This is a genomic window from Brevibacterium sp. LAARM2_SD2 (genome assembly GCF_057364785.1).
The window spans coordinates 23,486-49,271 of sequence record NZ_JBNFOM010000031.1 but is presented as its reverse complement, the minus strand read 5'-3'; the positions used below and the strand labels follow the sequence as shown (position 1 = coordinate 49,271).

The 25,786-nt window shown below is 68.3% G+C and carries 19 protein-coding genes, 1 tRNA gene and 1 pseudogene; 9 read left to right on the top strand and 12 right to left on the bottom strand.

Annotation, left to right across the window (positions count from 1 at the left end; translation table 11 throughout):
- Positions 1-84 precede the first annotated feature (84 nt).
- A complete protein-coding gene (locus AC2W7K_RS16300) occupies positions 85-1,005 on the bottom strand; it encodes an NADP-dependent oxidoreductase (protein ID WP_198500690.1) in 921 nt (306 codons plus the stop codon).
- Positions 1,006-1,141: 136 nt separating this feature from the next.
- Here AC2W7K_RS16300 and AC2W7K_RS16295 point away from each other — a divergent pair, with 136 nt between their 5' ends.
- Positions 1,142-2,290 carry a putative glycolipid-binding domain-containing protein gene (locus tag AC2W7K_RS16295; protein WP_198500689.1) on the top strand — a complete coding sequence of 383 codons (1,149 nt, stop codon included), beginning with the start codon at positions 1,142-1,144 and terminating at the stop codon, positions 2,288-2,290.
- A 97-nt stretch (positions 2,291-2,387) separates the two neighbouring features.
- On the opposite strand, the gene AC2W7K_RS16290 is transcribed toward AC2W7K_RS16295, so the two are convergent.
- Entirely contained in the window at positions 2,388-4,550 is a 2,163-nt protein-coding gene (locus AC2W7K_RS16290) for a 3-hydroxyacyl-CoA dehydrogenase NAD-binding domain-containing protein (RefSeq protein ID WP_198500688.1), read from the bottom strand.
- A gap of 1 nt (position 4,551) precedes the next feature.
- Positions 4,552-5,760 carry an acetyl-CoA C-acetyltransferase gene (locus AC2W7K_RS16285; protein WP_198500687.1) on the bottom strand — a complete coding sequence of 403 codons (1,209 nt, stop codon included), beginning with the start codon at positions 5,758-5,760 and terminating at the stop codon, positions 4,552-4,554.
- A gap of 362 nt (positions 5,761-6,122) precedes the next feature.
- Between AC2W7K_RS16285 and AC2W7K_RS16280 the strand changes: the two genes are divergently transcribed.
- Positions 6,123-6,515 (top strand): hypothetical protein, encoded by a 393-nt coding sequence (locus tag AC2W7K_RS16280; RefSeq protein ID WP_198500686.1) that lies wholly within the window; start codon positions 6,123-6,125, stop codon positions 6,513-6,515.
- Positions 6,516-6,524: 9 nt separating this feature from the next.
- Here the strand turns inward: AC2W7K_RS16280 and AC2W7K_RS16275 are convergent, their stop codons facing one another.
- The gene (locus AC2W7K_RS16275; RefSeq protein ID WP_198500685.1) at positions 6,525-7,379 is read right to left on the bottom strand and encodes an SA1002 family membrane protein; all 855 of its coding nucleotides are present in this window, start codon (positions 7,377-7,379) and stop codon (positions 6,525-6,527) included.
- 191 nt (positions 7,380-7,570) lie between these two features.
- Between AC2W7K_RS16275 and AC2W7K_RS16270 the strand changes: the two genes are divergently transcribed.
- From AC2W7K_RS16270 to AC2W7K_RS16250, 5 genes are all read left to right on the top strand, one after another.
- Entirely contained in the window at positions 7,571-8,887 is a 1,317-nt protein-coding gene (locus AC2W7K_RS16270; RefSeq protein ID WP_198500684.1) for a C45 family autoproteolytic acyltransferase/hydrolase, read from the top strand.
- Between the two features lie 21 nt (positions 8,888-8,908).
- Entirely contained in the window at positions 8,909-9,400 is a 492-nt protein-coding gene (locus tag AC2W7K_RS16265; protein WP_198500683.1) for an HD domain-containing protein, read from the top strand.
- A 222-nt stretch (positions 9,401-9,622) separates the two neighbouring features.
- On the top strand, positions 9,623-10,288 hold the full coding sequence (locus tag AC2W7K_RS16260) for a M48 family metalloprotease (RefSeq protein WP_486006400.1): 666 nt from the start codon (positions 9,623-9,625) through the stop codon (positions 10,286-10,288).
- The gene (locus tag AC2W7K_RS16255) at positions 10,285-10,491 is read left to right on the top strand and encodes a hypothetical protein (RefSeq protein WP_486006399.1); all 207 of its coding nucleotides are present in this window, start codon (positions 10,285-10,287) and stop codon (positions 10,489-10,491) included. The genes AC2W7K_RS16260 and AC2W7K_RS16255 overlap by 4 nt, the downstream gene beginning before the upstream one ends.
- Before the next feature lie 73 nt (positions 10,492-10,564).
- On the top strand, positions 10,565-12,085 hold the full coding sequence (locus AC2W7K_RS16250) for a hypothetical protein (protein ID WP_198500681.1): 1,521 nt from the start codon (positions 10,565-10,567) through the stop codon (positions 12,083-12,085).
- Positions 12,086-12,191: 106 nt separating this feature from the next.
- Here the strand turns inward: AC2W7K_RS16250 and AC2W7K_RS16245 are convergent, their stop codons facing one another.
- Positions 12,192-12,593: a hypothetical protein gene (locus tag AC2W7K_RS16245; protein WP_198500680.1), complete on the bottom strand. Its 402-nt coding sequence runs from the start codon at positions 12,591-12,593 to the stop codon at positions 12,192-12,194.
- A 334-nt stretch (positions 12,594-12,927) separates the two neighbouring features.
- A tRNA-Thr gene (locus tag AC2W7K_RS16240) sits at positions 12,928-13,000 on the bottom strand.
- Positions 13,001-13,279: 279 nt separating this feature from the next.
- Between AC2W7K_RS16240 and AC2W7K_RS16235 the strand changes: the two genes are divergently transcribed.
- Positions 13,280-14,371 (top strand): M20/M25/M40 family metallo-hydrolase, encoded by a 1,092-nt coding sequence (locus AC2W7K_RS16235; protein ID WP_232623851.1) that lies wholly within the window; start codon positions 13,280-13,282, stop codon positions 14,369-14,371.
- Positions 14,372-14,440: 69 nt separating this feature from the next.
- On the opposite strand, the gene AC2W7K_RS16230 is transcribed toward AC2W7K_RS16235, so the two are convergent.
- The gene (locus AC2W7K_RS16230) at positions 14,441-15,598 is read right to left on the bottom strand and encodes a DNA polymerase III subunit delta' (protein ID WP_198500678.1); all 1,158 of its coding nucleotides are present in this window, start codon (positions 15,596-15,598) and stop codon (positions 14,441-14,443) included.
- Positions 15,595-17,354, bottom strand: a pseudogene (gene tmk / locus AC2W7K_RS16225) (dTMP kinase). The gene AC2W7K_RS16230 and the pseudogene tmk overlap by 4 nt, the downstream one beginning before the upstream one ends.
- A gap of 1,429 nt (positions 17,355-18,783) precedes the next feature.
- On the opposite strand from tmk, the gene AC2W7K_RS16220 reads away from it, so the two are divergent.
- Positions 18,784-19,518: a lipoate--protein ligase family protein gene (locus AC2W7K_RS16220; RefSeq protein ID WP_198500892.1), complete on the top strand. Its 735-nt coding sequence runs from the start codon at positions 18,784-18,786 to the stop codon at positions 19,516-19,518.
- 312 nt (positions 19,519-19,830) lie between these two features.
- On the opposite strand, the gene AC2W7K_RS16215 is transcribed toward AC2W7K_RS16220, so the two are convergent.
- The 4 genes from AC2W7K_RS16215 to AC2W7K_RS16200 all read right to left on the bottom strand — a co-directional run bounded on the left by AC2W7K_RS16215 (position 19,831) and on the right by AC2W7K_RS16200 (position 25,696).
- A complete protein-coding gene (locus tag AC2W7K_RS16215; protein ID WP_198500677.1) occupies positions 19,831-20,181 on the bottom strand; it encodes a ribbon-helix-helix domain-containing protein in 351 nt (116 codons plus the stop codon).
- Positions 20,168-20,461, bottom strand: coding sequence for a BrnT family toxin (locus AC2W7K_RS16210; RefSeq protein WP_198500676.1), 294 nt, complete (start codon positions 20,459-20,461; stop codon positions 20,168-20,170). The genes AC2W7K_RS16215 and AC2W7K_RS16210 overlap by 14 nt, the downstream gene beginning before the upstream one ends.
- Before the next feature lie 315 nt (positions 20,462-20,776).
- Positions 20,777-23,611, bottom strand: a complete 2,835-nt coding sequence (gene topA, locus AC2W7K_RS16205; RefSeq protein WP_198500675.1) for a type I DNA topoisomerase — start codon at positions 23,609-23,611, stop codon at positions 20,777-20,779.
- A gap of 135 nt (positions 23,612-23,746) precedes the next feature.
- Positions 23,747-25,696, bottom strand: a complete 1,950-nt coding sequence (locus AC2W7K_RS16200) for a methyltransferase (protein ID WP_344251398.1) — start codon at positions 25,694-25,696, stop codon at positions 23,747-23,749.
- Positions 25,697-25,786 lie beyond the last annotated feature (90 nt).

The following is a 25,786-nucleotide window of genomic DNA, read 5'->3' as shown; positions in this document are numbered from 1 at the left end:
GAGCTGCGGGCGGCAGCGACCGCGGCGCTGGGGATCGGCTGAGCCCCGGCCGCGGACGGATCCGCCGGCCGGGATGCGGGCCGGTCAGGGGACGATGACGAGCTTGCCGCGGGTGTGCCCGGTCGCGCTCGAGCGGAACGCGTCGGCCACCTCGGCGAGGGGGAAGATCTCTGCGACATCGACGGTGAGCTTGCCCGCGTCGACGAGCTCGGTGAGCCGGGCCGTCGTCGCTCCATCGGGACGCACCCAGATGTAGCGTCCGCCGTGCTCGGTCACGGTCGGGTCGGCGATCGAGGCGTGGGCTCCGTCGTCGGCGAGGACGGCGAGCGTGGTCTCGAGCTGTCCGCCGACGAAATCGGCGACGGCGTCGACGGGACCGCCTGCGAGCTCCGTGACCCGGTCGGCCAGGCCCTCGCCGTAGGTGACGGGTTCGGCCCCGAGACCCGTCAGGCAGTCGTGGTTGCGCTCCGAGGCGGTGCCGATGACACGGGCGCCGGCGGCCTTGGCGATCTGGACGGCCATGCTGCCGACACCGCCGGCGGCACCGTGGATGAGGACGGTCTTCCCGTCGAGGTCGCCGAGGGCGTCGAGGGTGCGCAGGGCGGTGTTGCCGGCCAGCGGCAGTCCCCCGGCCTGTTCCCAGGTCAGTCCCGCGGGCTTCTTCGTCACGGCGTGGACGGGGACGGCGACCTTCTCCGCGAAGGTGCCGCCGCCGAGGACGTCCTTGCGGGCGTAGGCGACGACCTCATCGCCGATCTCGAACTCCGGGGTGTCGAAGCCGAGGCCGATGACGGTGCCGGCGACGTCCCAGCCGGGGATGACGGGGAACTGGGTGGGCAGGAACTTCTCGAGCCCGCCGCCGACGAGCTTCCAGTCGACGGGGTTGACCCCCGCGGCCTTGACCTCGATGAGGACGGAGGCCGGCGGGACCTTCGGATCCTCGATCTCTCGGACGGTGATGTCGTCGAAGTCATCGGTGAACTGGTCATAGACCGCTGCGCGCATCGCGCCTCCTCAAAGGGGCTGTCGAGTCAGATGTGCGGGCACCGTTGTGCGCCCGTGCGACGCACAACGCCCCCGGCCCGCGCGCTATTCCGCCGGAGTCCCCGACGATGTCAGTGCCCCGGCGTAGTCTCATGACATGACTGTGCTCGCGGATCCTCCGCCACCGGACTATGTCTGCGACCGTCTCATCCTCAGGCGGTTCGACGATGCCGATGCGTCGTTCGTCCACGGCCTCCATGCGAATCCGGATCTCCTCCGCTTCATCCCGAAGGCGGCGCTGCCGCGGATCGAGGACGCCGCCGCGTGGATCACGACGGAGAATGACTCGGCGTCGCCGGGACGCGGCTGGTGGTGCGTGACTCTCCACGACGGCACCCCGGTCGGCGCTGCGGTCCTCAAGCCGATCCGCTACAGCGCCGGGGAAACGGGGGACGAGGTGGAGATCGGCTGGCGGTCCCATGCCGCGCACGCGGGCAGGGGTTATGCCGCCGAGGCGGGGGCGCTGCTGCTCGCTGCCGGTTTCGCCGGCGGACTCGAGCGGAGCATCGCCGTCGTCCGCCCGGACAATCCCGCCTCACAGGCGGTGGCCCGGCGCATCGGGATGACTCCGCTCGGTGCCACCACAAGGTACTACGACACGACGATCGAACACTTCGAGGCGACCTCCGCCGATGCACGCTCACGGCAGGTCGCTTGGAGGGGTCTCGACGATCCTGATCGCCGCGACAGCGCCGAGGTGCTCCTCGCCGACGGTCTCCACGCCGTCGGACGGCAGGTCACGGACGACTACGCGGCGGCGTGGACGGTCGACGCCCGCGACGGGTGGATCACGAGGACCGTCGCGGTCGCCGTGCAGGGCCGCGGCTGGTCGCGCGCGCTCAGCCTCACGCGGGATCCGGACACGGGTCGCTGGTCGAGTGAGACTGAGCAGTCGGGGACGCCGCCCTTCCCTTTGCCGTCGCCGGGCATCGTCGACGCCGATGCCCTCGACGGTGCGCTCGACTGCGATCTCGGACTGTGTCCGCTGACGAACACGATGCCGATCCGCCGGCTGTCCCTGCAGACCGACACGACGGCCGAGCATTCGCTGACGATGGCGTGGATCGACATGCCCTCCCTCAATGTCATCGCCAGTCCGCAGATCTACACGGGCATCGACGCCGACCGCGTCCGGTACACGAGCGGGACGCGGGATTTCACGGCTGACCTCACGATCGATGAGGACGGACTGGTCCGCACCTACCCGCAGCTGGCCGAGCGCACGGCGGTGGACCGACCGGCCTGACTCTGGGTCGAGCACACCGGAGGCCCGGACGAATCGCGTCGTCCGGGCCTCCGGTCTGTGGGCGCTGTCGGAATCTCGCCGAGCCGCTGACGTCAGCTCACTCGTAGGTCTCCCCCGACTTCGCGCGGGCGAGCAGCGACTTCGGCGGGGTGAACCGCTCACCGTAGGTCGCGGCGAGTTCCTTCGCCCGCTCGACGAAGCCGGGCAGCCCGCCCTCGTACTGGTTGACGTATTGGAGGACGCCGCCGGTCCAGGCGGGGAACCCGATGCCGTAGATCGAGCCGATGTTGGCATCGGGCACCGAGGTGAGCACGCCCTCGTCGAGGCATTTGATCGTCTCGATCGCCTCGGCGAAGAGCATCCGCTCCTGCAGGTCGGCGAACGGCTCTTCCCTCGATCCGGAGTCGAAGTGCTCGCGCACGCCGGGCCACAGGTGGGTGCGCTTGCCGGTCTCGTCGTACTCGTAGAATCCGGCGCCGTCCTTGCGTCCGGTGCGCCCCTGATCGACCATCCAGTCGATGACCGCCTCGGAGGGGTGCTCCTCCCAGTTGCCGCCGCCGGCTTCGACCGCGGCGCGGGTCTCCTGGCGGATCTTCTGCGACAGGGTGAGCGTGAGCTCGTCGAGGAGCTGGAGCGCACCGGTCGGGTACCCGGCCTGGAGGGCCGCCTGTTCGACGCTGGAGGGTTCGACGCCCTCGCCCACGGCGGCGACCGCCTCGGCGATGAAGGTCCCGATGACCCGCGAGGTGAAGAATCCGCGGGAGTCGGTGACGACGATCGGGGTCTTCCGGATCTGCTGGACGAAGTCGAAGGTCCGGGCCAGCGTCTCATCCGAGGTGTTCTCCCCGGTGATGATCTCGACGAGCGGCATCTTGTCCGCGGGTGAGAAGAAGTGGACGCCGATGAAGTCGGCCTGCCGCTCGACCCCGGTCGCGAGTTCCGTGATCGGCAGGGTCGAGGTGTTCGAGCCGAGGACGGCGTCGGGGGCGACGATGTTCTCGATCTCCCCGAAGACCTGGTGCTTGACGGGCACGGACTCGAAGACGGCTTCGATGACGAAGTCGACGCCGGCGAAGTCCTCGACCGAGGCCGACGGGTGGATGCGCGCGAGCACCGCCTCGGACTTCTCCGGGGTCGTCTTGCCCTTGGCGAGCGCCGCCTCCTCGCGCTTGACCGCGTAGGCCTTGCCCTTCTCCGCGGCGGCGAGTTCGACGTCCTTGAGGACGACGTCGATGCCGGCGCGTGCGGCGGTGTAGGCGATCGCGGCCCCCATCATCCCGGCGCCGAGGACGCCGAGCTTCTTCACCTGACGGGATTCGACGCCGTCGGGTCGGGAGCCGCCGGAGTTGATGTGGCCGAGGTCGAAGAAGAACGCCTTGATCATGTTCTTCGCCACCGCGGTGTGGGTGAGGTTGACGAAGTAGCGGGTCTCGACGGTCAGCGCGGTGTCGATGTCGACGAGCGCACCTTCGACGGCCGCGGCCATGGCCGCGCGCGGGGCCGGCATCGGGGCGCCCTTGAGCTGGCGGCGCAGGGTCGAGGGCAGCGCGGGCAGCAGCATCGCGATCGACGGTGAGGTCGGGGCGCCGCCGGGGATCTTGAAGCCCTTGACGTCCCACGGCTGCACCGCGTCGGGGTTGGCCTTGATCCAGGCCTTCGCACGGTCCTCGAGATCCGCGGCGGGGGCGAGCTCATCGATGAGACCGAGCTGCTGGGCGTCGGCGGCGGTGAACTTCGTGCCCGGCAGGATGACCTTCTGCAGGGCGTTCTGCAGGCCGATCATCCGCACGACGCGCGAGACTCCGCCGCCTCCGGGCAGCAGTCCGAGGGTGACCTCGGGCAGTCCGAAGCGCGCGGACTTCACGTCGTCGGCGGCGATCCGGTGGTGGGTGGCGAGCGCGATCTCGAGGCCGCCGCCGAGTGCCGCACCGTTCATTGCGGCGACGACGGGCTTGCCGAGCTTCTCGAGGCGACGCAGGAGCGACTTGATGTGCTCGACCTGCGCGGTCTCCGCCTCGGCGTTCTCCGGATCGGCCCGGCGCAGGCGGTCGAGGTCACCGCCGGCGAAGAACGTCTTCTTCGCCGAGGTGATGACGACGCCGGTGATGTCGTCGACGTTGGCCTCCAGCCAGTCGACGGTCTCCTCGAGGGCGGCGCCGAAGTGGTCGTTCATCGTGTTGACCGAGGAATCGGGGTCGTCGAGGACGACGGTGACGATGCCGTCGGCGTCGGTGGTGCGGGAGTAGTGAGCGTTCGTCATGTCAGACCCTTTCGATGATCGTCGCGATGCCCATGCCTGCACCGATGCACAAAGTGATGAGGCCGCGGTTCAGGTCGCGGCGTTCGAGCTCGTCGAGGACGGTGCCGAGGATCATCGCCCCGGTTGCGCCGAGCGGGTGGCCCATGGCGATCGCCCCGCCGTTGACGTTGACCTTCTCGTGCGGGATGTCGAGGTCCTTCATCCACTTGAGGACGACGGCGGCGAAGGCCTCGTTGAGTTCGAAGAGGTCGATGTCGTCGACGGTGAGTCCGGCCTTGTCGAGGACCTTCTGCGTGGCCGGGGTGGGGCCGGTGAGCATGATCGTCGGTTCGGAGCCGACGACGGCGGTGGCGACGATGCGGGCGCGCGGCTTCATCCCCATCGTCTTCCCGACCTCCTCGTCGCCGATGACGACGAGGGCGGCACCGTCGACGATGCCCGAGGAGTTCGCGGCGGTGTGGACGTGGTCGATCTCCTCGACCCAGTGGTACTTCTGCAGGGCGACGTCGTCGAAGCCGGTCTGCTCGGCGAGCTTCGCGAACGCCGGGGGCAGCTGGGACAGGGAGTCGACGGTCGAGCCGGGGCGCATGTGCTCGTCGCGGTCGAGGATCGTCACCCCGTTGAGGTCCTTGACGGGCACGACGGAGCCGTCGAAGCGTCCGTCCTCCCACGCCTCGGCGGCGCGGCGCTGGGACTCAGCGGCGTAGGCGTCGACGTCGTCGCGGGTGAAGCCCTCGGTCGTCGCGATGAGATCGGCGCCGATGCCCTGCGGCACGAAGTAGGTGTCGTAGTTCGTCGTCGGATCCTGCGACCAGGCGCCGCCGTCGGAGCCGAGAGGAATCCGCGACATCGATTCGACACCGCCGGCGAGCACGAGCGATTCGAAGCCGCTGCCGACCTTCTGCGCGGCGAGATTGACGGCTTCGAGCCCCGAGGCGCAGAACCGGTTGACCTGGACGCCGGCGACCGATTCGTCGAGCCCGGCGACGAGTGCCGCGGTGCGGGCGATGTCCGAGCCCTGTTCGCCGACCGGGGAGACGACGCCCAGGACGATGTCGTCGATCGCGGCATCGTCGAGGTCAGGGTTGCGCTCGCGCAGGGCGTCGATGAGTCCGACGACGAGGTCGATGGGTTTGGTGCCGTGCAGCGCTCCGCCGCGGTTCTTCCCGCGCGGCGTGCGCACTGCGTCGTAGATGAACGCTTCGCTCATGTGGTCCTCACAGTCTTGAGGGCGCGCAGTGCGACCGTGTGATCGCCCGCGCGGATCCCTGCAAATGGTGGTGAATCGGGGTGTCGGGCGGCATGCGCCGTCCGACGGCGCTCACGCTCGATCGAAGCTGATCGATCGTTCACTAATACTCACGGTCACCATTGAACACCGCATCGCTGTGATGGTCAACACACCGGACTCACCCCTCGCCGAGGCGGTCGCCGGGCACCCGTGGCACTGTGACGAAGGTCTCAGTGCCGGCCCGCCTCCGGACTCGTCTGACAACAGCCGCAGTGCTTATGATGAGGCGACTGCCCTGTCCGAGCAGTCGCCTCATCCCGCACTCATCCCTCAGGAGACTCATGTCCGTGATCACCCCTGCCCGCCTGCGCCCGGGCCTCGCTCTCGTTCTCGCTGCCGGTCTCCTCGCCGGGCCGATCGCCCTCGACGCGACCCCCGCCGAGGCGGCGACGAAGTCGTGCAAGGTCTCGATGTCGAACTCGAAGCCGAAGCAGTACTCGTGGACGACGGTCAAGGTCTCGAAGGTCGGGGCGAAGGCGAAGGTGACGACGACCGCGCACTACAAGACGACGAAGACGAAGAAGAACGCGACCGCCTCGAAGAAAGGCGCGGCGAACCTCGACTACTACATCTCGGGCGCCACCCCGGGCAAGAAGGTCAAGGTCACCGTCACGGCGAAGAAGGGCAAGACGTCGTGGTCGTGCTCGACGTCGTTCACCCCGAAGAAGAAGTAGCCTTCCGCCTCAGTGCTTCGGCCTGTGCCGCCCGGTCCCGTCGGTCCTCTCCGGATCGGCGGGACTCTGCGTTTCCGGGGTCGACTCTGCTGCTCGCGGGGCCCGTTCCGCGCCTGCCCTGCCCTCAACCTGCTCGCTGCGTTCGGTGATCTCGGCGTTCTCCCCCGCCTCGGCGCCGGAGGGGTCCTCCGTGACGGTCAGGCGCTCGACCTGCACGACTCGACCCTCGCCGGGCTCCTCGGTCCGGTCGGCCGCCTCGGCGCCGGAGGACGCGGACACCGCAGCCGTCGCACTGTCGTCGTCGGTGGAGAACGGGGCATCGAGGCGGATCTTCGCGATCGCCACGGCGACCCAGATCGACAGGAGCACCGGGAGGAGGATCGCGATGAGGGCCGAGGGGTCGAGGATCGAGGAGAGGTAGGAGTTGAGCTCCTGCGTGAGGTCGCGCTCGTTGACGACGCGGCCGAGTCCGTTGAGCTGGTCGAAGATCACCTGGTAGACGGTGACGTAGATGAGGAACCACTGGATGTAGTACTCGGTGATCGCGAGGATCTCCAGGCCGACGCCGGTGCGCTTGAAGATCGGCTGGACGATGAGGAACATGATGATCCCCGACGCCAGAGCCACGGAGATGACGCCGAGGAAGAGGCCAGGGCCGATGTTGATGAGTGCGACGCCGACGATGTAGAGGCCGAGCATGACGATGAGGATGACCATCCCGACGACGGTCATCGCCAGGCCCAGGCCGATGGCGCCGAGGAACCCGCCGATCCGCTTCCAGTCGCGGTTGCCCGGCGGGGTCGTGAGGATGCCCATGATGATGAACAGTCCGCACAGGACGACGAGGTGGACCAGCAGCGACATGTCATTCTCCGTTCGCCTCGACCGGAGCCGATGATGCCCAGGCCGCTTGCCCTCAAGGGTACACAGCCTCGGGGTCAATGACGCCGCCACAGGCCCGGTGACCACGGAGAACACCGCAATCCGCCCATACCTCGCGTAGAGTTGTCAATATTTTCTTGACACTCGACAGAGTGTCAACCTAGCCTTGACACATGACTTCTTTCACTTTCTACGGAATCACCGAAGACCGCCCCTCGACCCGCTGGCAGGCACTGTTCGACACCGTGTGGCCGGCCTACCGCGCCTGGTACCTCAGTGAGGGCGACTGGGCTCGACCCGATCTGGCCACCGCGGAGGCCAAGCTGCGTGAGCACATGCCCGAGCTCGTGCCGACGTGGGAGCGCCTCGTCGAACTCACCGGCAACGATGAGACGGCCGCGCGGATGCTCACTCTGTGGAACCCGCCGCGCTTCCTGCCCGGCTGCTCCCAGGTCGCCATGTCCTCTCCCGAACCGGCGCTGCTGCGCAACTACGACTACGGCCTCGAACTCTTCGAACAGGTCCACGCCTCCACCCGGTACGGCACCCGACGGGTAATCGGCACCTCCGACTGCCTGTGGGGTCTGCTCGACGGGTTGAACGAGGACGGGCTGGCCGTGTCCCTCGCCTTCGGCGGACGGCCCGGCGACGGGGACGGCTTCGCCGCGCCGCTCGTCGTCCGTTTCCTCCTCGAGGTCGCCGGTGATGTGCCCGAGGCCCTGCGCCGGCTCGAGACCGTTCCGGTGTCGATGTACTACAACCTCACGATGGTCGATGCGACCGGCAGGACCGTCACCGCGTACGTCGGGCCGGGAATGGCCCCGGAGATCATCGAGGATCCGGTCGCGACGAACCATCGGGGACGGCACCCGGACTACCCCGACCACGCTCGCCGGTTCCGCAGCGTCGAGCGTCAGGAGCTGCTCACCGAGGCACTCGAGGACGGGCGCGGAGTCGAGGAGATGGCCGAGGCGATGCTCGCACCGGGAGTCTGGAGCGGAGACTACGACAACGCATTCGGCACCCTGTACACTGCCGTCTATCGGCCCCTGAGGGGCGAGGTCGAATACCGCTGGCACTCCCGCAGTTGGACCCGCAGCCTCAACTCTCCAGAGGAGATGATCGTTGTGACACTCGACGACGACAGCACCGAACCGGTGGATCTCAGCGACTCCGGCACCGCGTCCTCCAACGCGGGGACGGCCGGCAGCGCGCACTCCGGAGGCGGCACCCGGTTCACGGCAGCCGATGCGCATGCCGATCCCGGAGTGGAGGCGGTGGCCGAGCTCATCGCCTCGGCGCGGGAGGCGATCAACGGTCTCGCCCACTCCCCCGACCCTGCGGCGTTCACCGCCCTCATCTCCCTGTCCTCCGAAGTCGGGGAGGCACTCGGCACGAGCGCCCGCCTGCTCGCCGAGCACAATTCGTGGGCCCGCGTCGCCGAACTCGCCGACGTCAGCCGCCAGGCCGCCTGGCAACGCTGGCGCTGATCGCACCCGTCAGGAGGCACCATGAACGGCACCGAGGATCTCATCACCCGCGCCGAAGCGATCGCTCGGAAGGCGCACACCGGCCAGGTCGACAAGGCGGGCCAGGACTACATCGACCATCCGCGGCGGGTCGCAGCCAACGCCGCCGCCATCGCCGAAGAGCAGGGTCTGGACTCCGCCGATGCCGAGTTCGCGATCGCGGCGGCGTGGCTCCACGATGTCGTCGAGGACACCTCGGTGAGCGCGGAGGATCTGCGTCGTGAGTTCCCCGCCGAGGTGGTCGACGCGGTCGACGCGGTGACGAAGCGCAGCGGCGAGGCCGTCGAAGACTACTTCGCCAGGGTCCGGGCCGACCGGCTGGCCGTCATCGTCAAGACCGCTGACCTCGCCGACAACACCGACCCCGCCCGGCAGGCCGCGCTCGACGATGAGACGCGCGTGCGCCTGGCCGCGAAGTACCGTCGGGCCTATGAGCTGCTCGGCGTCGACCTGCTCGGGGAGGACGCCGACTGAGCCCGTCGACGACCCGCGGCAGGCGGTGCTGTCGGGAACCGCGCTGAGGCACCCTCGCATCGGCAATGGTGGTTGCGGTGTTCTGTGTTAGTGTTTCGCAGGCTTTCGGCCGGACGGCCCCGTCCGTGAGCCCGGCGCCTGACGGGTGGTCCCTGCCGCCTCGGCGCTCTCATCCCCATCCCCCGGCTCGCCTCGAGTCGACGACGAAGAGGACACAGATCCATGACAGCCAACCAGACTCCCACCCCGGTGAGAGCCTACGGCCCCTCGGTCAGTCAGCTCCGCCACCGTGCCGAGATGCCGATGCTCGTCCTCGGCATCGTGCTCACTGCGATCGTCTCCATCGGCGCGCTCACCTACCTGCTCCTGGGCCTGCGCCTCGATGAGTGGGCCGTCGGCATCCTCATCGGCCTGTTCGCGCCGATCGTCAGCTTCATCTACATCCGCTATCTCTTCTGGTCGCAGATCTCCAACGGCGTCGAGGTCACGGATGAGCAGTTCCCGGAGCTCTACCGGGTCTACCACGATCTCGCCGTGGAGATGGGCTTCGGTGCCGGCACGGGACGGATGTCGACGATCCCGCAGATCTACGTCATCAACGGCAACGGAATGATGAACGCCTACGCATCGAAGTGCCAGCTGCAGCGCGGCTATGTCGTCGTCTACAGCGACATCGTCGATCTCGCGTACATGTACGGTGACTTCGGGGCGCTGCGCTTCATCATGGCCCACGAGCTCGGGCACATCAAGTGCGGTCACGTGAACCTGTGGCGCAACGGCATCTCCAGCCGATCCTCGCCCTGCTGCGGCTCTCGCCGACGCTGTCGCGCGCCCAGGAGTACACGGCTGATCGCACCGCGTCGTTCTACGCCCCGCAGGACGCGATGAAGCTCATCGCCCTCTTCGCCGGCAAGAACATGGCCAAGCACGTCGACGTCGACGCCTACATCCGCTCGGTCGATCGGCACAAGAACGGGTTCTGGCTGCGTCTGTCGAACTTCCTCGCCGGTCATGCCGTCGGGTTCCGCCGGATGAAGGCGCTCAGTCTCGTCAAGACCCAGGGGTGGAATGTGCAGGGCAAGATGCTCTGAGGCCGGCCGAGGCTCACGAGCCTCCCAGCCTGTATGTGATGACTGACACACGCCGGGGTGGAAGAATGAAGGCGTGCGCTCAGTCCTCGTCTCGGCGAATGCCCTCGGATCCGGTCGTCCTCTGCGTCTGCTGCTGTGGCCTCTGCTCGCCGCCGTCGCAGTCTTCATCCTTGCGCTGGCGGTTCTCGCCCCCGCGCTCGCGCAGCTCGAACGCTCCATCGCCGCGAGCAGTCAGCCCGGGCCTCCGGCGGACGAGTCCGCGGCGGTGAGCGTCGAATCGCCGCCGAGCTTCTCCGTCGCCGTCGGGGTCGATGACACGGTCTCAGAGATGCCGGCCCTGCAGAGCGCCATGGTCGACTACCTCGCGTTCTCCGACGAGTATGCCAAGCGCCTCAAGGAGGGTGCCCTGGTTGAGGAGTTCGGAACCGAGGAGCGTGTGCTCTCCCCCGCCGGGGCCCGCGCTCAGGTCGAGGACGGGACGTCCGTTCTCGCGGTGGTCCTGCCGGCGCAGCTGACACCGACGGTGCTGTCGGACATCCGCGACTACTCCGCGGGACGGCTCGCTGAGGCACCGACGTATCCGATCACGATCGTCGCCGGACCGCAGGCCCTCAACGAGGACCGCTTCATCGTCTCGAAGTACGAGGACGAGGTGGTTCGGCAGGCCAATGAGTTCGTCGCCGACCAGATCCGCACCGTCGCCGGCGAGCTCACGTGCGATCCTGCCGGCAGCAGCCTCGACTGTGCCCGGTCGACCGATGAGACCGCGCGGGCGTTCGAGCGCCCATTCACGACGACCGTCGACGAGGTGTCGGGCCCTGACCCGGTCGACTACTTCGGCCCGGACGCTGACGGTGCGGCAGCGATGCCGTCGGCTGGGGACCCGCCTGAGGCGACCGCCCAGGTCAACCCCGTCGCCGAGGATGTTGTCAGTGATGAGCCTGCGTGGGCGTCGTCCGCGTGGATGCCGTCCGTGGTCATCGCGTCGGCGCTCGCGGCACTGACCTTGGCATTGACGGCGTCGTTCGTCGTCAATCGGGCGGCGGGGCTGAGCATCGTCCTCGTCGGTCCGTGGCGCACGATGCGCACGCAGCGACCGTTCCCCCGGCAGACTCTGCTGAAGATCAAGCTGCTCATCGGAGCGGTCGGTTCGGTGGTGCTCGGTCTGGCCGCGGCCATCGCGGCAACCGGTATCGGCACGTTCGTCTTCCAGCATGCCGGTGGACATGCGGAGGTGCGCTTCGTCGCGGTCCTCGTCTTCAGCGGTGTGGTATCCGCGATGCTCGTGAGCATCGTGCTCGCGAGCAACGACCTGGCCGGCACAGTGTTCGGTGGCTTTGCTGCCCTGGCTGCGGTCATCGTCGTCGCGGCGAACTCGGGACTGCCCCGCCTCCTCACCCTTCCCGTCAGCGATCTCGACCTGGCGATTCAGCTGGAGATGCTCGTGTCATTGGGAAGCCCGACGACCCTGCTCGCCGAGATCGTGCCGACGCTGCTGGGATTCGCCGTCGCGACGGTCGTCGCTGCAGTGGCTGGCGTTGTCGGAACCCGCTTCTACGACCGTGCGCACAGCACGAAGGTCGACGTGCGGTGAGGTTCCGTCGCGTCGTACGGTCGACATGACGGTGCTCTCTGGTGTTGCCGTCGTACGCATACCCGTCTCCCCCTAGATTCTCTGGACCCTGTCGGGCTGGTGACTGTCAGAGGTCCGAGGGGCTGTCCGGCGGCGTGAAGTAGCGCCTCCGAAGGAGATGGAGGACAAGCCAGACGACGGCGCCGGCAATGACCGCGGTGACCACCAGATCGATGATGTCGGTACCACGACTGAAGAAGCCTGGAACCACGAACGCGAGAACGCAAACGCTCAGCAGTGCGGCACCCTGCGGAACGCTGCCGACGAAGCTCTTGACCTCGGGCCGGAGGCCCCTGGATCGGAAGTACCACCAGACACCTCCGGCGGCGAGCGTCGAGAGGACCATGAGGACCCCTATGCCGTTCACAATCGGCTGCTGGCGAAGCAGCGCTTTCACGATCTCCGCGAGAGACCCCCATGCGCACAGCGTGGTGACACCGAGCAGCACGGTGCAGGTCTTCGACGTCATACGGTTGCGCGCCTTTCGTTCAAACGGGCCCGTGGCGCGTCGTCCGCCGGGCCTGTTGGGAGCCGGAGTGTCCTCTCGCCGTCGTCGGCCATGTCTTCACGTCATTCACCGTAAGCAGGTGGCTTCGGCATGGTCAATTGCTGCGCCGATCCGGTGCGTCATCACCGGCCCGCACGCCGCCGACGCGTGACTCGGCATCGGCACGCTTGACATAGCTAACCGTGCGCACAGCACGAAGGTCGACGTGCGGTGAGGTCCCGTCGCGTTGCAGGGTCTGGGGGACGAATCAGGCCGGCTGACTCAGCATGTCTGCTGGTCAACCGGCCTGTTGCCGAGCCGCCTGCGGGAATCGAACCCGCGACCTATTCATTACGAGTGAATCGCTCTGCCGACTGAGCTAAGGCGGCAACCGCACCAACTCTAGCCAATCCGAGCACCGCGGGTCAAAACGGACTACGGACCACCTCGGTGCCTGGAACCACCCACCCCACACGTGCGCGTGCATGCCGCTGATCTGCGGTTTCAACCGCCCCGACGACGGTGATCCGCGACTCTCCCACGACCTCCATCTGCTGGTGAGAACGGGTGCGACACGTGTCACACTCAACCGACCCGCTAACCTTGGGTGATACCGACTGCGAAACTGAGAGGCCGATTACGTGAGAGAGTTCGATTCGACAGAGTTCATGAGCGACTTCCAAGCGCTCATCGAGTGCGAATCGTTCTCCCATGACCCCGCGGCGCTGGCCCGCAGCGCCCAGCTCATCTCCCGCATCGGCACCGGCCTCCTCGGAGCCGCGCCGCACGTCATCGAGACCGACGGCCATCCGCACCTGCTGTGGCGCTTCGGCTCCGGAGAGCGCGAGGTCGTCCTCATCGGCCACCACGACACCGTCTGGCCGACCGGCACGATCGAGTCCTTCCCCTTCTCCGTGGCCGACGGGGTCGTCCGCGGGCCCGGTGCCGATGACATGAAGGGCGGAATCCTCATCGCCCTCTACGCCATGGCCCGACTCCGCTCCGAACGCGGCAGCCTCGACGGCGTGAGCGTGCTCATCACCTCCGATGAGGAGCTCGGCTCCCCCGGGTCACGGCAGATCATCGAAGACGAAGCGCGCGGCGCGAAAGCCGCCCTCGTCTTCGAAAGCGGCGCCCCGGACGGCTCGGTGAAGATCGCCCGCAAGGGCGTGGCGATCTACTCTCTCGAGGTCGCCGGTCTCGCCGCGCACGCCGGAGTCGAACCCGAGAAGGGCATCAACGCCACCGTCGAGATCGCCAACCAGGTCGTGTCGATCGCCGCCCTCCACGCCCCGACAGTCGGGACCTCCGTCGTGCCCACCGTCATGCGCAGCGGCTCGACGACGAACACCGTCCCCGCCGAGGCGGTCGTCGGCATCGACTCCCGTGCCGCAACCGTCGCCGAACAGGAGCGCATCGACGCCGAACTGCGGGCGCTCACCCCCACCGTCGCCGGTGCCCGACTCGATCTCAAGGGCGGGATCAACCGGGGTCCGCTCGAAGAGGAGATGGCACTCGGCCTCTACGCCCGCGCGCAGCGCCTCGCCTCGCACCTCGGCCACCCGCCGCTGCGGTCGGTGGCCGTCGGCGGCGGCTCGGACGGCAACTTCACCGCCGGAGTCGGGACACCGACCCTCGACGGTCTCGGCACCGTCGGCGGCGGCTCCCACGCACGCACCGAACACGCCCTGCAGGTGTGGATCCCCCGCCGCGTCGAACTCACCGCTGCCCTCGTCGGCGAACTCCTCGACGAGGACTGACCACAGCAGACTGTTCACGGCATCCGCCGCTCCGAGTCCGGCTCCATTCGTGCAGAGGACGGGCAAGACTCAGGCGGCACCGTCGCGGTCGGTGAGCAGCCAGGGATTCGACAGCAGCACGAACGCCGATTCGACGATGAGCACCGGTGACATGTTCGTGGCCAGACGCCGCCGCGCCTCGGCGATCGCATCGATGCGCAGCAAGGTGGTGTCCGCAGTGTCCCGGTTGCCCTGTTCGGTGATGAGTTCGTCCTCGCCGGCATTGATCCACCCGTCCCGCATGCCCAGCTGGTACATGAGGATGTCGCGGTAGAGACTCATGAGCTCGAGGAAGATCCGGTCGAGTTCGTCATTGCGGGCCCGCACCGACCGCCGCTTCTGCTCCTCCTCGAGCTTGCGGATCTGCGCTCGCGCCGACGGCGGAACGGTCTTCTCCCCGGCGATGCCGAGGGTCTCCATGAGGTCGCTGCGCTCCTTCGCATTGCGCTCCTCGACCCGGGCCTTCGCCGTCTCCGCGGCTTCGTCGACGATGCGCCCGGCCAGCCGGATCGTCGCCCCCACCGAGGTGAGTTTGCCCGGAATCGCGAGGATCTTCCTCCGCTCGTCGGCCGCGAAGTCGCTCAGCGCCATGTACTTCGCCCGACCGATGTGGTTCTGGGCGACGGCCGCGGCCCAGCGCGCCCGCTCGGGATCGACATGGTCGCGGTCGATGAGCAGGCTCGCCACGGCCTCACGTGAGGGAATGCGCAGGCGCACGGGACGGCACCGCGATCGGATGGTCGTGAGGACGTCGATGGGGCTCGGGGCGCAGAGCAGCCACACGGTCGCCGGCGGGGGTTCCTCGATCGCCTTGAGGAGGACGTTCGCGGTGCGCTCGGTCATCCGGTCGGCGTCTTCGATGATGACGACGCGCCACGGGGAGTTGACCGGTGCGGTCTGGGCCTTGCCGACGAGTTCGCGCACCTCGTCGATGGCGATGACCGACTTCTGCGTCGACATGATCGTCAGCGACTCGTGGTGGCCGGACATCACCCTGGCCGTGACATCATTGGGCGCCTCACCGCCGGAGATGAGCGCGGCCGCAAACGCTCTGGCCGCGTTCGACCGACCGGAGCCGGGCGGACCGGTGAAGAGCCACGCATGCGTCATCGCCGCCGGCGAATGAAGCGCGTACTCGAGTTGGCGAACGACGTCGTCCTGTCCGACGAGTTCGTCGAAGACGCTCACCGGGACCCTCCGGGACCGTTGAAGCGGTTGCGGTTGCGCTCCCGCTGCTGGCGCACACGCTCCCGGGCCTGCCGTTCGATCTCAGCCTGTGCCTGGAGGCGTTCGCGGCTCATCTGCCGGGCGCTGCGGGCCGGAAGCACAGTCGTGGCCGCTTCGTCGGAGCCGTTCGACTCCTCAGTCGCCGAGGTCTCGATGATCGTCGTCGGCGCCTCATCGGGATCGTCCTCGTCGGTCACCGGTGCCTGCGGCCGGAACGTGCCTGCCGAGAGCACCGTGGTCTCGGCTTCCTCTCGCTCATCCGGCGTCGCTGCGCTGCTCGTGCGCTGCTCGATCTCGACGGCGTCGTCATCGCCGACGACGTGGGCGGCTTCGGTCACCGAGTGCACTCGGGTCTCTGCCTCACCGTCGGTGACGAGCGGTCCCTCATCGCCATCCTCTGCGTCGGGACCATCGCTTGCCGACTCCGGTGTCCGCGCGTCATCGTTGGTTTTGGTCTCGTCGTCTGTGCTGCCCCGGTCCTCGGTGCTGCGACCGAGGAACGGCTCGCTCCGGTCGGCAGTCGTCTCGTCGGCATCCTCACGCAGGTCGGCACCGAGGTCGACCTTGTCGGTGGGAACGCTATCGTCATCATCGGTCGGTGATCCGACCTCGCTGACGGGGACGAAACGCGCCCGCGGACCGTCGGCGGACTCACGTGACGGTCGCTCCTCCGAGGCCGTTGCCGCAGACGCATCGTCTGCCGCGTCGCCCTCGGCGGTGCGGGTCGACTGTCCGACGGTCGGCGAGTCCTCGGGCACTAACGGGGCGGCCTGCGTCGCAGGCAGCACGCGCTCGCCGGTCCCCCGGCCAGCCTCATCGCGGCTGGGCGAATCGTCGTCCGCGCCACCGGCGGGTGAGGGCGTCGTGGTCTCAGCGCTGTCCGGCCCGTCGCTCTGCGGCCTGGGTGTTGCGGCGGCCGCCGCGCCTCCGACGGCCGGCGTCGCCGACTCGGCGTCGGTCGCGGAACCGGGGACCGCCTCGGCGACGGAGCCCTTCCTCAGGGTGTGCGGCAGGCGCGCATGCACGGCTGCGAGGATCTGCCCTGCCAGCTCCTCCTGGGTCACGGACGCGTCGAGGACGACATAGCGCTCGGGGTCCTTCTGGGCGCGGTTGAGGTAGGTCTGACGGACCCGCTGATGGAACTGCTGGTTCTCCTGGTCGAGGTAGTTCGACTCCCCGCGGGCGCTCATCCGGGCGGCGGCGACCTCGGGTCGATGTCGAGGACGATCGTCAGGTGCGGGATGAGTCCTTCAGTGGCCCAGCGGCTGAGCGCGAGGATCGTCTTCGGGTCGAACTCGCGGCCGGCCGCCTGGTAGGCGACGGTCGAGTCGATGTAGCGGTCGGTGATGACGATGCTTCCTGCCTCGAGGCCGGGATCGACGAGCGAGGCCACATGGTGGGCGCGGTCGGCGGCGAAGAGGAGGGCTTCGGTGCGGGCGCTCGGCGGTTCGGCGTCGAAGAGCACCGAGCGGATCTTTCGCCCGAGTTCGGTGCCGCCGGGTTCCCGGGTCGCCTCGACGCTGTAGCCCTCGTCGGCGAGTTCACGGGAGAGTCGGGTGATCTGCGTGCTCTTGCCCGATCCGTCGCCGCCTTCGATGGCGATGAAGAACCCGGGGCCGAAGCGGTCGGCGAGGGCGCCGACGCCGTCCTTGTTCGCGTCCTCGGACTGGCTGGGCGGGCGGAAGCCGTGGACGATGTCGACCGAGAGTCCCTGCATGCCGTGCGGGTCGAAGATGCAGAGGCCGATGATGCCGGCGACGAGCGCGGCGAACCCGATGACGACGAACGCGACATCGGCCGGCGGCAGGGTGAAGATCGCGTCGGTGCTGATCGGGGCCACGGTGATGTCGGCGGCGTTGATGAGGAGGGCGATGAGGGCACCGCCGACAGCGCCGATGCGGCGGGAGAAGACGTAGACCTGGGAGCGCACGCCGATGCCGACGAGGAACGCGACGACGCCGGCGAGCACGACCTTGCCGGAGAGTTCGTCGATGGCGCCCGTGGCGATGAGGAGGACACCGGAGACCGTGAGCGCGAACGCCGAGACGCGCGGGCGGGACATGCCCGGCGCGAACGTCGGCCCCATCTCGAAGCCGATGGCCCATCCGAGGAGGGCGACGACGAGCATGAGCGCGTACCCGGCCTGACCGAACTCGTGTTCGACGGCGGTGGGTTCGGCGAGGATGAAGGTCGCACCGAGGACGCCGAAGAGGGCGATCGGGACCCACGGCTTCTCGATGCTCGCCGGGGGCCTGGCGACCCGCGCCTTCGCGACCGGGAACGACCCGGTCGTCGACGATTCCGCGTGCAGTGCGCGTTCGGGCGTGAGGTAGATCATCACGGCGCCGATGACCATGGCGATGCCGACGAGCAGGCTCATCCAGCCCAGCGCACTCGTTCCGGCCACCGCCCCGCCCATGATCTGGAAGGAGCAGGCGAGGAAGAGGAGGACGGTGGCGGGAACGCCGACCCGGCGCCACGGCTTCTCGTTCGTGAAGGGGGTGAGGCTCATGAGGAGGCCGATGACAGCACCGAGGACGAGACCGGTCACCCAGGTCAGCCACGCGCTCGGGGCGAGGCTGAGGACGATGAGGAGGGCCGCCTCGACGACGGCGGAGATGCTCAGGGCCCGTTTGCGCACGGCCGGCCCCCGACCGGCAAAGACCTTCGACGGGATGAAGAGACCCGCACAGGCGAGGACGAAGACGATGAGCAGGGACAGGCTGCCGGCCTGATTGTCGAACTCGCCGGCGCCGAGGGTGTCGGCGAGCGTCGTGAACGCGCGACCGCTGACGGTCGTGAAGAACCCGCTGGTGCCGGCTACGACGTAGCTGATCGCGGCAAGGACGATGAGGGCGCCCCACACCGCGGTTTCGGTGACCAACCGGCCAGGAGCGCCGGGAAGTCGATGTCCTGTAGTCGTCAACATGCTCACGCCACTACCCTATCTTCAGGTGCTGACATATCTCTTGGAAGCCCCGTGAGTCTCGGCTGGCCTTCCGGTGAGTCCCGCCGGTGTCGGGTGCGCGGTCGCCGCCAGTGTCCGGCGTGTGTGGGCCATCCTCTACTCTTGATCCGTGACGACAGACCGTGAACCCGCACCGGACGATGCCGGCCCCACGACCGGAGACGACTCCCGCACCCCGATGGATCGCGTCGAGACCGAGGGCCTGTCCCCGATCGACGAGCTCGCGTTCGCCCGTGTCCTCCTCGACTCGGTCAAGGCCGGGCGCCGAGGCGCGACGCTGCGGCTCTACCGTCCCGCCCCGACCGTGGCCTTCGGTGCCCGCGACCGCTTCCTCCCCGGCTTCCCGGCCGCCGTCGAAGCCGCCCGCGACCACGGGTTCACCCCCGCTCTGCGCAGCCTCGGCGGACGCGCCGCCGCCTACCATGAGGGCTCTCTCGTCATCGATCACATCGAACCGAGCGATTCCTTCATCACGAACACCTCCGCGCGCTTCAGCCGCTTCGGCGAAGATTATGTCTCAGTGCTGCGCGGCATCGGCGTCGACGCCCGCCTCGGCGAGATCCCCGGCGAATACTGCCCGGGAGAGTACAGCGTCAACGTCGCCGGACGGATCAAGGCCATCGGCACCGCGCAGCGCGTCGTCTCCGGGGCGTGGCTGTTCTCGTCCTCGGTCATCGTCACCGACCCCGATCCGATCCGCGCCGTCCTCACCGACGTCGAGGCCGCACTGGGCGTGACGTGGGATCCGCTGACCGGCGGGGCGATCAGTGAGGTGCACCCGGAGATCACGGTCGATGCCGTCGCCGAGGCGTTCGCCTCCTATTTCGCCCGCGACTTCGCGCTCACGCCCAGTTCGCCGACGGCAGACGAACTCGCCGCCCTGCCCGCACAGGCCGCCGGACACGTGCTCTGAAGACGGTGGCGGCGGTGCCCTGGGAGATGCTCTGCACGCGGGGTCCGGGTGGGCGTCCGGTGGCGGGGAGACGCAAACGGACTTCACGGCGGCCTTCCGCGGCCACCCCGGATTGTGCGCCAGGTTCAGGGTGGAATCTGCTCCGATTTGACCCTGAACCTGGCGCACAACCACCGTCGTTGCGGCGCACACTCGATGTGAGGCCGCTTTTCGGCGGTCCGCCGACCGCTGAGCATGTGAAGAGCCCCCGGGTACGTACCCGGGGGCTCTCACTTGCGTGAAGCAGCGGCCTGACTCGAGGAGTCTGCGTCTTCACTGCTGGCCGGGGATTACGCAGCCTGCTTGAGCTCGCGCCTTCACTGCCGCCACATCGCGTTCCAACCGGTCCAGTGCCGCAACGAGATCTTCGTCGCCGCGATTCGACAGTCCCTCGGCGATGAACTGTCGCGTGAGCGCTGAGACGGACACTCCTGACTCCTCCGCGAGCGCCTGGAGCTTCTCAAGAACATCAACAGGGACTCGCACGGTCAGCAGCGGTGAGGCACTTCGATTCGATTTGCGCCACTCACCTTCTGCCAACTTGTCCCGGTAATCAGCGGTATCGGCATCCAATTCGGCGCGCAGTGCTGCGCGCGCCTCGGGAGGAACACTACCTTTCGTCATGACGGCTTCCTTCGTAGAGCTTGCGATGCGATTCATTGGCGGGCCAAGCATTGCCGCCGTAGAGCAGACCTTCGTGCCTGACAACGATGACGACCAGCACCTCTGCCCGCGTGGAACTCCACCCGATGTATCGATCAGATTTGCCGGATCTGCTGGCCGGATCAGGCGTCAGCAGGAGGGCTTCCGGATCATCGATTGCCTCCTCTGCCTCTGTCTGCGTGACACCATGGCGCCGCCACATGTGTGCAGCTGCGCGCGAATCCCACTCGATCGCCGTCACACAGAAAGTGTATGACATTCGTTATACAGTGCAATAGCCCTTTACGCCGCAGAGTTTCCTACTGCCCACTGGCAGTCAGCCGGATTGTGCGCCAGGTTCAGGGTGGAATCAGCTCCGATTTCACCTTGGAGCTGGCACACAATCACCGTCGATGCGGCACACCTTCGATGTGAGGCCGCTCTTCGGCGGTCCGCCGACCGCTGAGCATGTGAAGAGCCCCCGGGAACGCACCCAGGGGCTCTCGCACGCGCAGAACGCAGAGCAGTCGCCTGACTCGAGGAGTCCTGCCTCGCCGCCGGCCTCAGGCCGCCCGGCTCAGGGGGTCTTCGGCTTGGCCGCAGTCGTCTTCGAAGCCGTGGTCTTCTTCGCCGCCGTGGTCCGTGACGTCGTCGACTTCTTCGCCGCAGTTGTCTTCGCCGCGGTGGTCTTCGCCGTCGTCGACTTCTTCGCCGCGGTCGTCTTGGCTGCAGTCGTCTTCTTCGCCGCCGTCTTCTTGGCGGGAGCCTTCTTCGCCGGTGCCTTCTTCTTCGCCGGGCCCTTCGCACGCTTCTCGGCGAGGAGTTCGGCGCCACGCGCTGGAGTGATCGACTCGACGTCGTCATCCTTGCGCAGGGTCGCGTTCGTCTCCCCGTCGGTGACGTAGGGGCCGAAGCGACCGTCCTTGACGACCATCGGCTTCTTCGTCTCCGGGTCCTCGCCGAGTTCCTTGAGCGGGGGCTTGGCCGTGCGTCCGCCGCGCTGCTTCGGCTCCGAGTAGATCTTCAGCGCCTCCTCGAGGGTGATCGTGAAGATCTGCTCCTCATCGGTCAGCGACCGCGAATCCGTGCCCTTCTTCAGGTACGGGCCGTACCGGCCGTTCTGCACCGTGATGTCCGTGCCCTCCTCGTCCTGGCCGACGATGCGGGGCAGGCTGAGCAGCTTGAGCGCGGTCTCGAGGTCGATCGTGCCGACGTCCATCGACTTGAAGAGCGAACCGGTGCGCGGCTTGGGCTTCTTCGCGCCGCGCTTGGGCTTCTCCTCGGACTCGGGCAGCACCTCGGTGACGTAGGGGCCGAACCGGCCGTTCTTCGCCACGATCGTGTGCCCGGTCTCCGGGTCGACACCGAGTTCACGGTCGCCGTCGCCCTGGTTCTCGATGAGTTCGGCAGCCTTGGCGGCGGTGAGCTCATCGGGAGCGAGATCGTCGGGAATCGACACGCGCTTCGGGTCCTCGCCCTCGACCCCCGAGGTGACCTCGAGGTACGGGCCGTAGCGTCCCACGCGCAGGGCGACGCCGTCGCTGATGCGCACCGTGTTGACTTCGCGGGCGTCGATCTCGCCGAGGTCGTCGACGATCTCCTTGAGACCCTCGCGGTCGAGGCCCTTCCCGCCGAAGTAGAACCGGGCCAGCCAGGCCTTGCGATCCTCTTCGCCCATCGCGATGCGGTCGAGTTCGGATTCGAGATCGGCGGTGAATTCGTAGTCGACGAGTTCGGTGAAGTGATCTTCGAGCAGGCGGACGACGGAGAACGCCAGCCAGCTCGGCACGAGCGCATTGCCGCGGGAGGTGACGTAGCCGCGGTCCTGGATGACCGAGATGATCGAGGCGTACGTCGAGGGGCGGCCGATGCCGAGCTCTTCGAGCTGCTTGACGAGGCTCGCCTCGGTGAAGCGCGGCGGCGGGGCGGTCGTGTGACCGTCGGCGGCGACCTTGACGACGGAGAGCTTCTGGCCCTGCTCGACCTGCGGCAGGCGGGATTCGCCGGACTTCGTGTCGTAGCGGCTCGCGTCCTGACCCTCCTCGTAGGCGGCGAGGAAGCCGCGGAAGGTGATGACGGTGCCCGAGGCGCTGAAACCTGCCTCATGGCCGTCGCCGAGGTCGGCTGCGACCTTGATCGTCGCCGTCGAGCCCTTCGCGTCGGCCATCTGACTGGCCACGGTGCGCTTCCAGATGAGGTCGTAGAGACGGAACTCGTCGCCGCTGAGCGACTTCGCCACCTGCGCAGGCGTGCGGAACGAGTCTCCGGCGGGACGGATCGCCTCGTGGGCCTCCTGCGCGGACTTCTGCTTGCTCGCGTACTGGCGCGGGGACTGCGGGACGTACTCCGGACCGTAGAGCTCGGTGACCTGGCGTCGGGCCGCGGCGATCGCCTGCCCGGACAGCGCCGAGGAGTCGGTGCGCATATAGGTGATGTAGCCGTGCTCGTAGAGCGACTGGGCGGTGCGCATCGCCTGGCGGGCGCTCATCCGCAGCTTGCGGCCGGCCTCCTGCTGCATCGTCGAGGTCGTGAACGGGGCGGCGGGCCGCCGCGAGTACGGCTTCGATTCGACGCCGGAGACGGTCAGCGCGTTCTTCGCCGGCCCCGCGAGCAGGGTTGCGAGCTCTTCGGCCTTCGCCTGGTCGACGACGACGGCGGACTTGGTCTTCAGCTCGCCCTTGTCGTTGAAGTCGCGACCGCTGGCCACCCGCGACCCGTCGAGGGTCGTGAGGTTCGCGGCGAACGGGTTCGACCCGTCGGGCAGTCCGAGATCGACGTCGAGGTCCCAGTAGTCGGCGGAGACGAACGCCATGCGCTCGCGTTCGCGTTCGACGACGAGCCGGGTCGCGACCGACTGGACGCGGCCGGCGGACAGGCCGGCGCGGACCTTGCGCCACAGCACCGGGGAGACCTCGTATCCGTAGAGGCGGTCGAGGACGCGGCGGGTCTCCTGCGCGTCGACGAGGTCGATGTCGATCTCGCGGGTGTTCTCGAGTGCCCGGGAGATCGCCTCGGGGGTGATCTCGTGGAAGACCATCCGCTTGACGGGGATCTTCGGCTTGAGCACCTCTTTGAGGTGCCACGCGATGGCTTCGCCCTCGCGGTCCTCATCGGTGGCGAGGAAGAGTTCGTCGGCGTCCTTGAGCAGGCGCTTGAGTTCCGTGACCTTCTTCTTCTTGCCCGGATCGACACGATAGTAGGGGTCGAAGCCGTTGTCGACGTCGACGGCGAACTTCCCGTACGGCCCCTTCTTCATGTCGGCGGGCAGCTCCGACGGCGTCGGGAGGTCGCGGATGTGTCCGACTGAGGCCTCGACGTCGTAGCCGTCGCCGAGGTACCCGACGATCGTGCGCGCCTTCGTCGGGGACTCGACGATGACGAGACGACGGGGCTTCTTCTCGGTTGTGGCCACGCTCACTCATTCCTTTCGGGGCACGGGGTGATCGACGAGATGGTCGATCCGAGCCAATGTAACACTGTTGTTGTCCGGGTTCTTCCCGGGGTGCGTTGGCGGTGGCCCATACTGTGGCATCCGCGTCCCGTCGTGTCAATCGCCGCCGGGAAGCAGCATGCCGGCCGCGACCAGCCCTCTGACCTGGGCGATGAGCTGGTTCCCCAGCGCCGCCTCGTCGACGCCGAGGAGCTGGGCGAGCGCCGCGGCGGTCTGGCGCAGAGTGAGACTGCCGTCGGCGACGGAGAGGAACCCGGCCAGGGCCGTGTCGACGTCGATGACGCGTCCGAAGCCGATGCCCTGTTCGACGGTGATCGACGTCGGGTCCGTCTCCCCCGGCACGAAGTGCCGATGCTCGACGAGGTCGGGTGAGCGGGTGAATGCGGTGGCCGCGATCTCCTCGTCACCGGCGGACTCCGCCCAGGCACCGAGTTCGTGGATCGTCTGGACGAACGCGCCGATTCCGTGGGGGTTCGTCGCCGGCGCCGAGGTGATGCGCACCCGCGCGCGGAACGCCGGCACAGCCCCCGCCTCGGCGAGGTCGGTCCGACCCAGGGTAGTGCCGGTGGCCTGCGGGGAAAGTGATGAGGAATCGTTATCTGCCCGGTGCATGAGGACGTAGCCGAAGACGATCTCCGTGACCTTCCGGGAGGCGAAGTCGTCCAACCACGCCGAGGTGGCTGCGTTCCACTCGGCACTCGCGCGGGGGATGCCGCCGTCGCGGATCCAGGTCTCGGCGTAGGTGACGGGGTCGAGGATCTCGCGTTCGATGACGAACACGGAGGTCTCCGCGGCCGCGGTAGAGGTGTCGCGGGAGTCCCTGGCTGGGGTGGCAGTGGCGGTGTCATGGGAGGCAGCAGTCGCAGTGGTGGTGTCGTGGGAGGCGGTGGGCTCGCGAGTCCCGTCGGCAGTGCTGCTGACCCAGGTCTCCGGACCGCTCGTCGAATCGGGCGTGACCTCCCAGTTGCCCAGGCACACGGCTCGACCGCCGGGGGCAAGGACGGAGGGGATCTCGGTGAAGAGCTCCCGGACGAGCCGGTCGGCGCGCATCCCGCCGTCCCGGTAGTCGAACGCGGGCAGCGCTGCATCGGCCTCCGCACCGCGCGGGGTGATGACGAACGGCGGATTCGACACGAGGAGGTCGACGGTGCTGTCGATGGGGTCGAGCAGCGATCCCTGACGCAGGTCGAGGTTGGTGACCCCGTTGAGCGCGGCGCCGAGTGCGGTCAGGTGCAGGGCACGGGCGGAGATGTCGGTGGCGATGACGCGGTCGGCATGCCGGGCGAGGAGGAGTGCCTGGATGCCGCAGCCGGTGCCGATGTCTGCGGCGAGCGCGACGTGGTCGCGCGGGGTGAGAGAGACAAGTGTCCGTCCCGCGCCCCCGACGCCGAGGACGAAGTCACCGTCGAGGACGTCCGGGCTGGTCAGGGTGCCGTGGTCGCTGACGAGGTAGAGGTTCTCATCCCCCGGTCGCAGACCGCGCGGGACGCCGACGGGAAGGTCGAACGGGGCGACGGCGAACGGGGCGGTGACGAATGAGGCGGAGGCGTCCCGTGTGGAGGAGTCCCGGTCTCGGTCATCGCCGGTGCCCGGACCGGAGGCGTCAGCGAGGAGGCCGAGGTCGAATGCTGTCGCACAGTCGGCTGCGCCGAGCGCCGCCTCGAGAAGGGCGGTCGGCAGAGTGTCGCGGAGGAGGAAGGTGAGCGCGAGCACGGCGAGCCGCTCGTCGAACGACAGGTCCGCCGACGCCGCCTCCGTGGCGGAAGCCTCACCCGCGCCGCTCGGCGAGTCTGAGCTGCTCGGCGAGTCCGTGCCGCCACCGGGCCCGGTGTCCGCGCCCCTCGCCCTGAGTACCTGCCGGCAGTGGCGGAGGGCGGGGGCTGCGTTGTTGCGGGCGAGCGCGTCGGAGACGGGTCCTCCCCAGAACTGCCGCAGCCGAGGCTCGGTGTACCCCGCCGCATAGAGCGCAGCACCGAGCCGTTCCGCGCCGGCACGCTGCTCGGCGCTCAGGGACGGAGTCCCGCTCCCGTCACCGCGGTTCCCCACCACAGTGGTGGCACGGCTGTCAGAGTTGTCACGACTGTCCGGGGTGTCACGAACGTCAGGGGTATCGCGAACGTCGGGGGTGCGGCTCAC

What these genes read in the sequence shown, in the direction of transcription:
- AC2W7K_RS16300 (WP_198500690.1), bottom strand. Translation starts at nt 1,005, where the DNA reads ATGCGCGCAGCGGTCTATGACCAGTTCACCGATGACTTCGACGACATC.
- AC2W7K_RS16295 (WP_198500689.1), top strand. Translation starts at nt 1,142, where the DNA reads ATGACTGTGCTCGCGGATCCTCCGCCACCGGACTATGTCTGCGACCGT.
- AC2W7K_RS16290 (WP_198500688.1), bottom strand. Translation starts at nt 4,550, where the DNA reads ATGACGAACGCTCACTACTCCCGCACCACCGACGCCGACGGCATCGTC.
- AC2W7K_RS16285 (WP_198500687.1), bottom strand. Translation starts at nt 5,760, where the DNA reads ATGAGCGAAGCGTTCATCTACGACGCAGTGCGCACGCCGCGCGGGAAG.
- AC2W7K_RS16280 (WP_198500686.1), top strand. Translation starts at nt 6,123, where the DNA reads ATGTCCGTGATCACCCCTGCCCGCCTGCGCCCGGGCCTCGCTCTCGTT.
- AC2W7K_RS16275 (WP_198500685.1), bottom strand. Translation starts at nt 7,379, where the DNA reads ATGTCGCTGCTGGTCCACCTCGTCGTCCTGTGCGGACTGTTCATCATC.
- AC2W7K_RS16270 (WP_198500684.1), top strand. Translation starts at nt 7,571, where the DNA reads ATGACTTCTTTCACTTTCTACGGAATCACCGAAGACCGCCCCTCGACC.
- AC2W7K_RS16265 (WP_198500683.1), top strand. Translation starts at nt 8,909, where the DNA reads ATGAACGGCACCGAGGATCTCATCACCCGCGCCGAAGCGATCGCTCGG.
- AC2W7K_RS16260 (WP_486006400.1), top strand. Translation starts at nt 9,623, where the DNA reads ATGACAGCCAACCAGACTCCCACCCCGGTGAGAGCCTACGGCCCCTCG.
- AC2W7K_RS16255 (WP_486006399.1), top strand. Translation starts at nt 10,285, where the DNA reads ATGAAGCTCATCGCCCTCTTCGCCGGCAAGAACATGGCCAAGCACGTC.
- AC2W7K_RS16245 (WP_198500680.1), bottom strand. Translation starts at nt 12,593, where the DNA reads ATGACGTCGAAGACCTGCACCGTGCTGCTCGGTGTCACCACGCTGTGC.
- AC2W7K_RS16235 (WP_232623851.1), top strand. Translation starts at nt 13,280, where the DNA reads ATGAGCGACTTCCAAGCGCTCATCGAGTGCGAATCGTTCTCCCATGAC.
- AC2W7K_RS16220 (WP_198500892.1), top strand. Translation starts at nt 18,784, where the DNA reads ATGGATCGCGTCGAGACCGAGGGCCTGTCCCCGATCGACGAGCTCGCG.
- AC2W7K_RS16215 (WP_198500677.1), bottom strand. Translation starts at nt 20,181, where the DNA reads ATGACGAAAGGTAGTGTTCCTCCCGAGGCGCGCGCAGCACTGCGCGCC.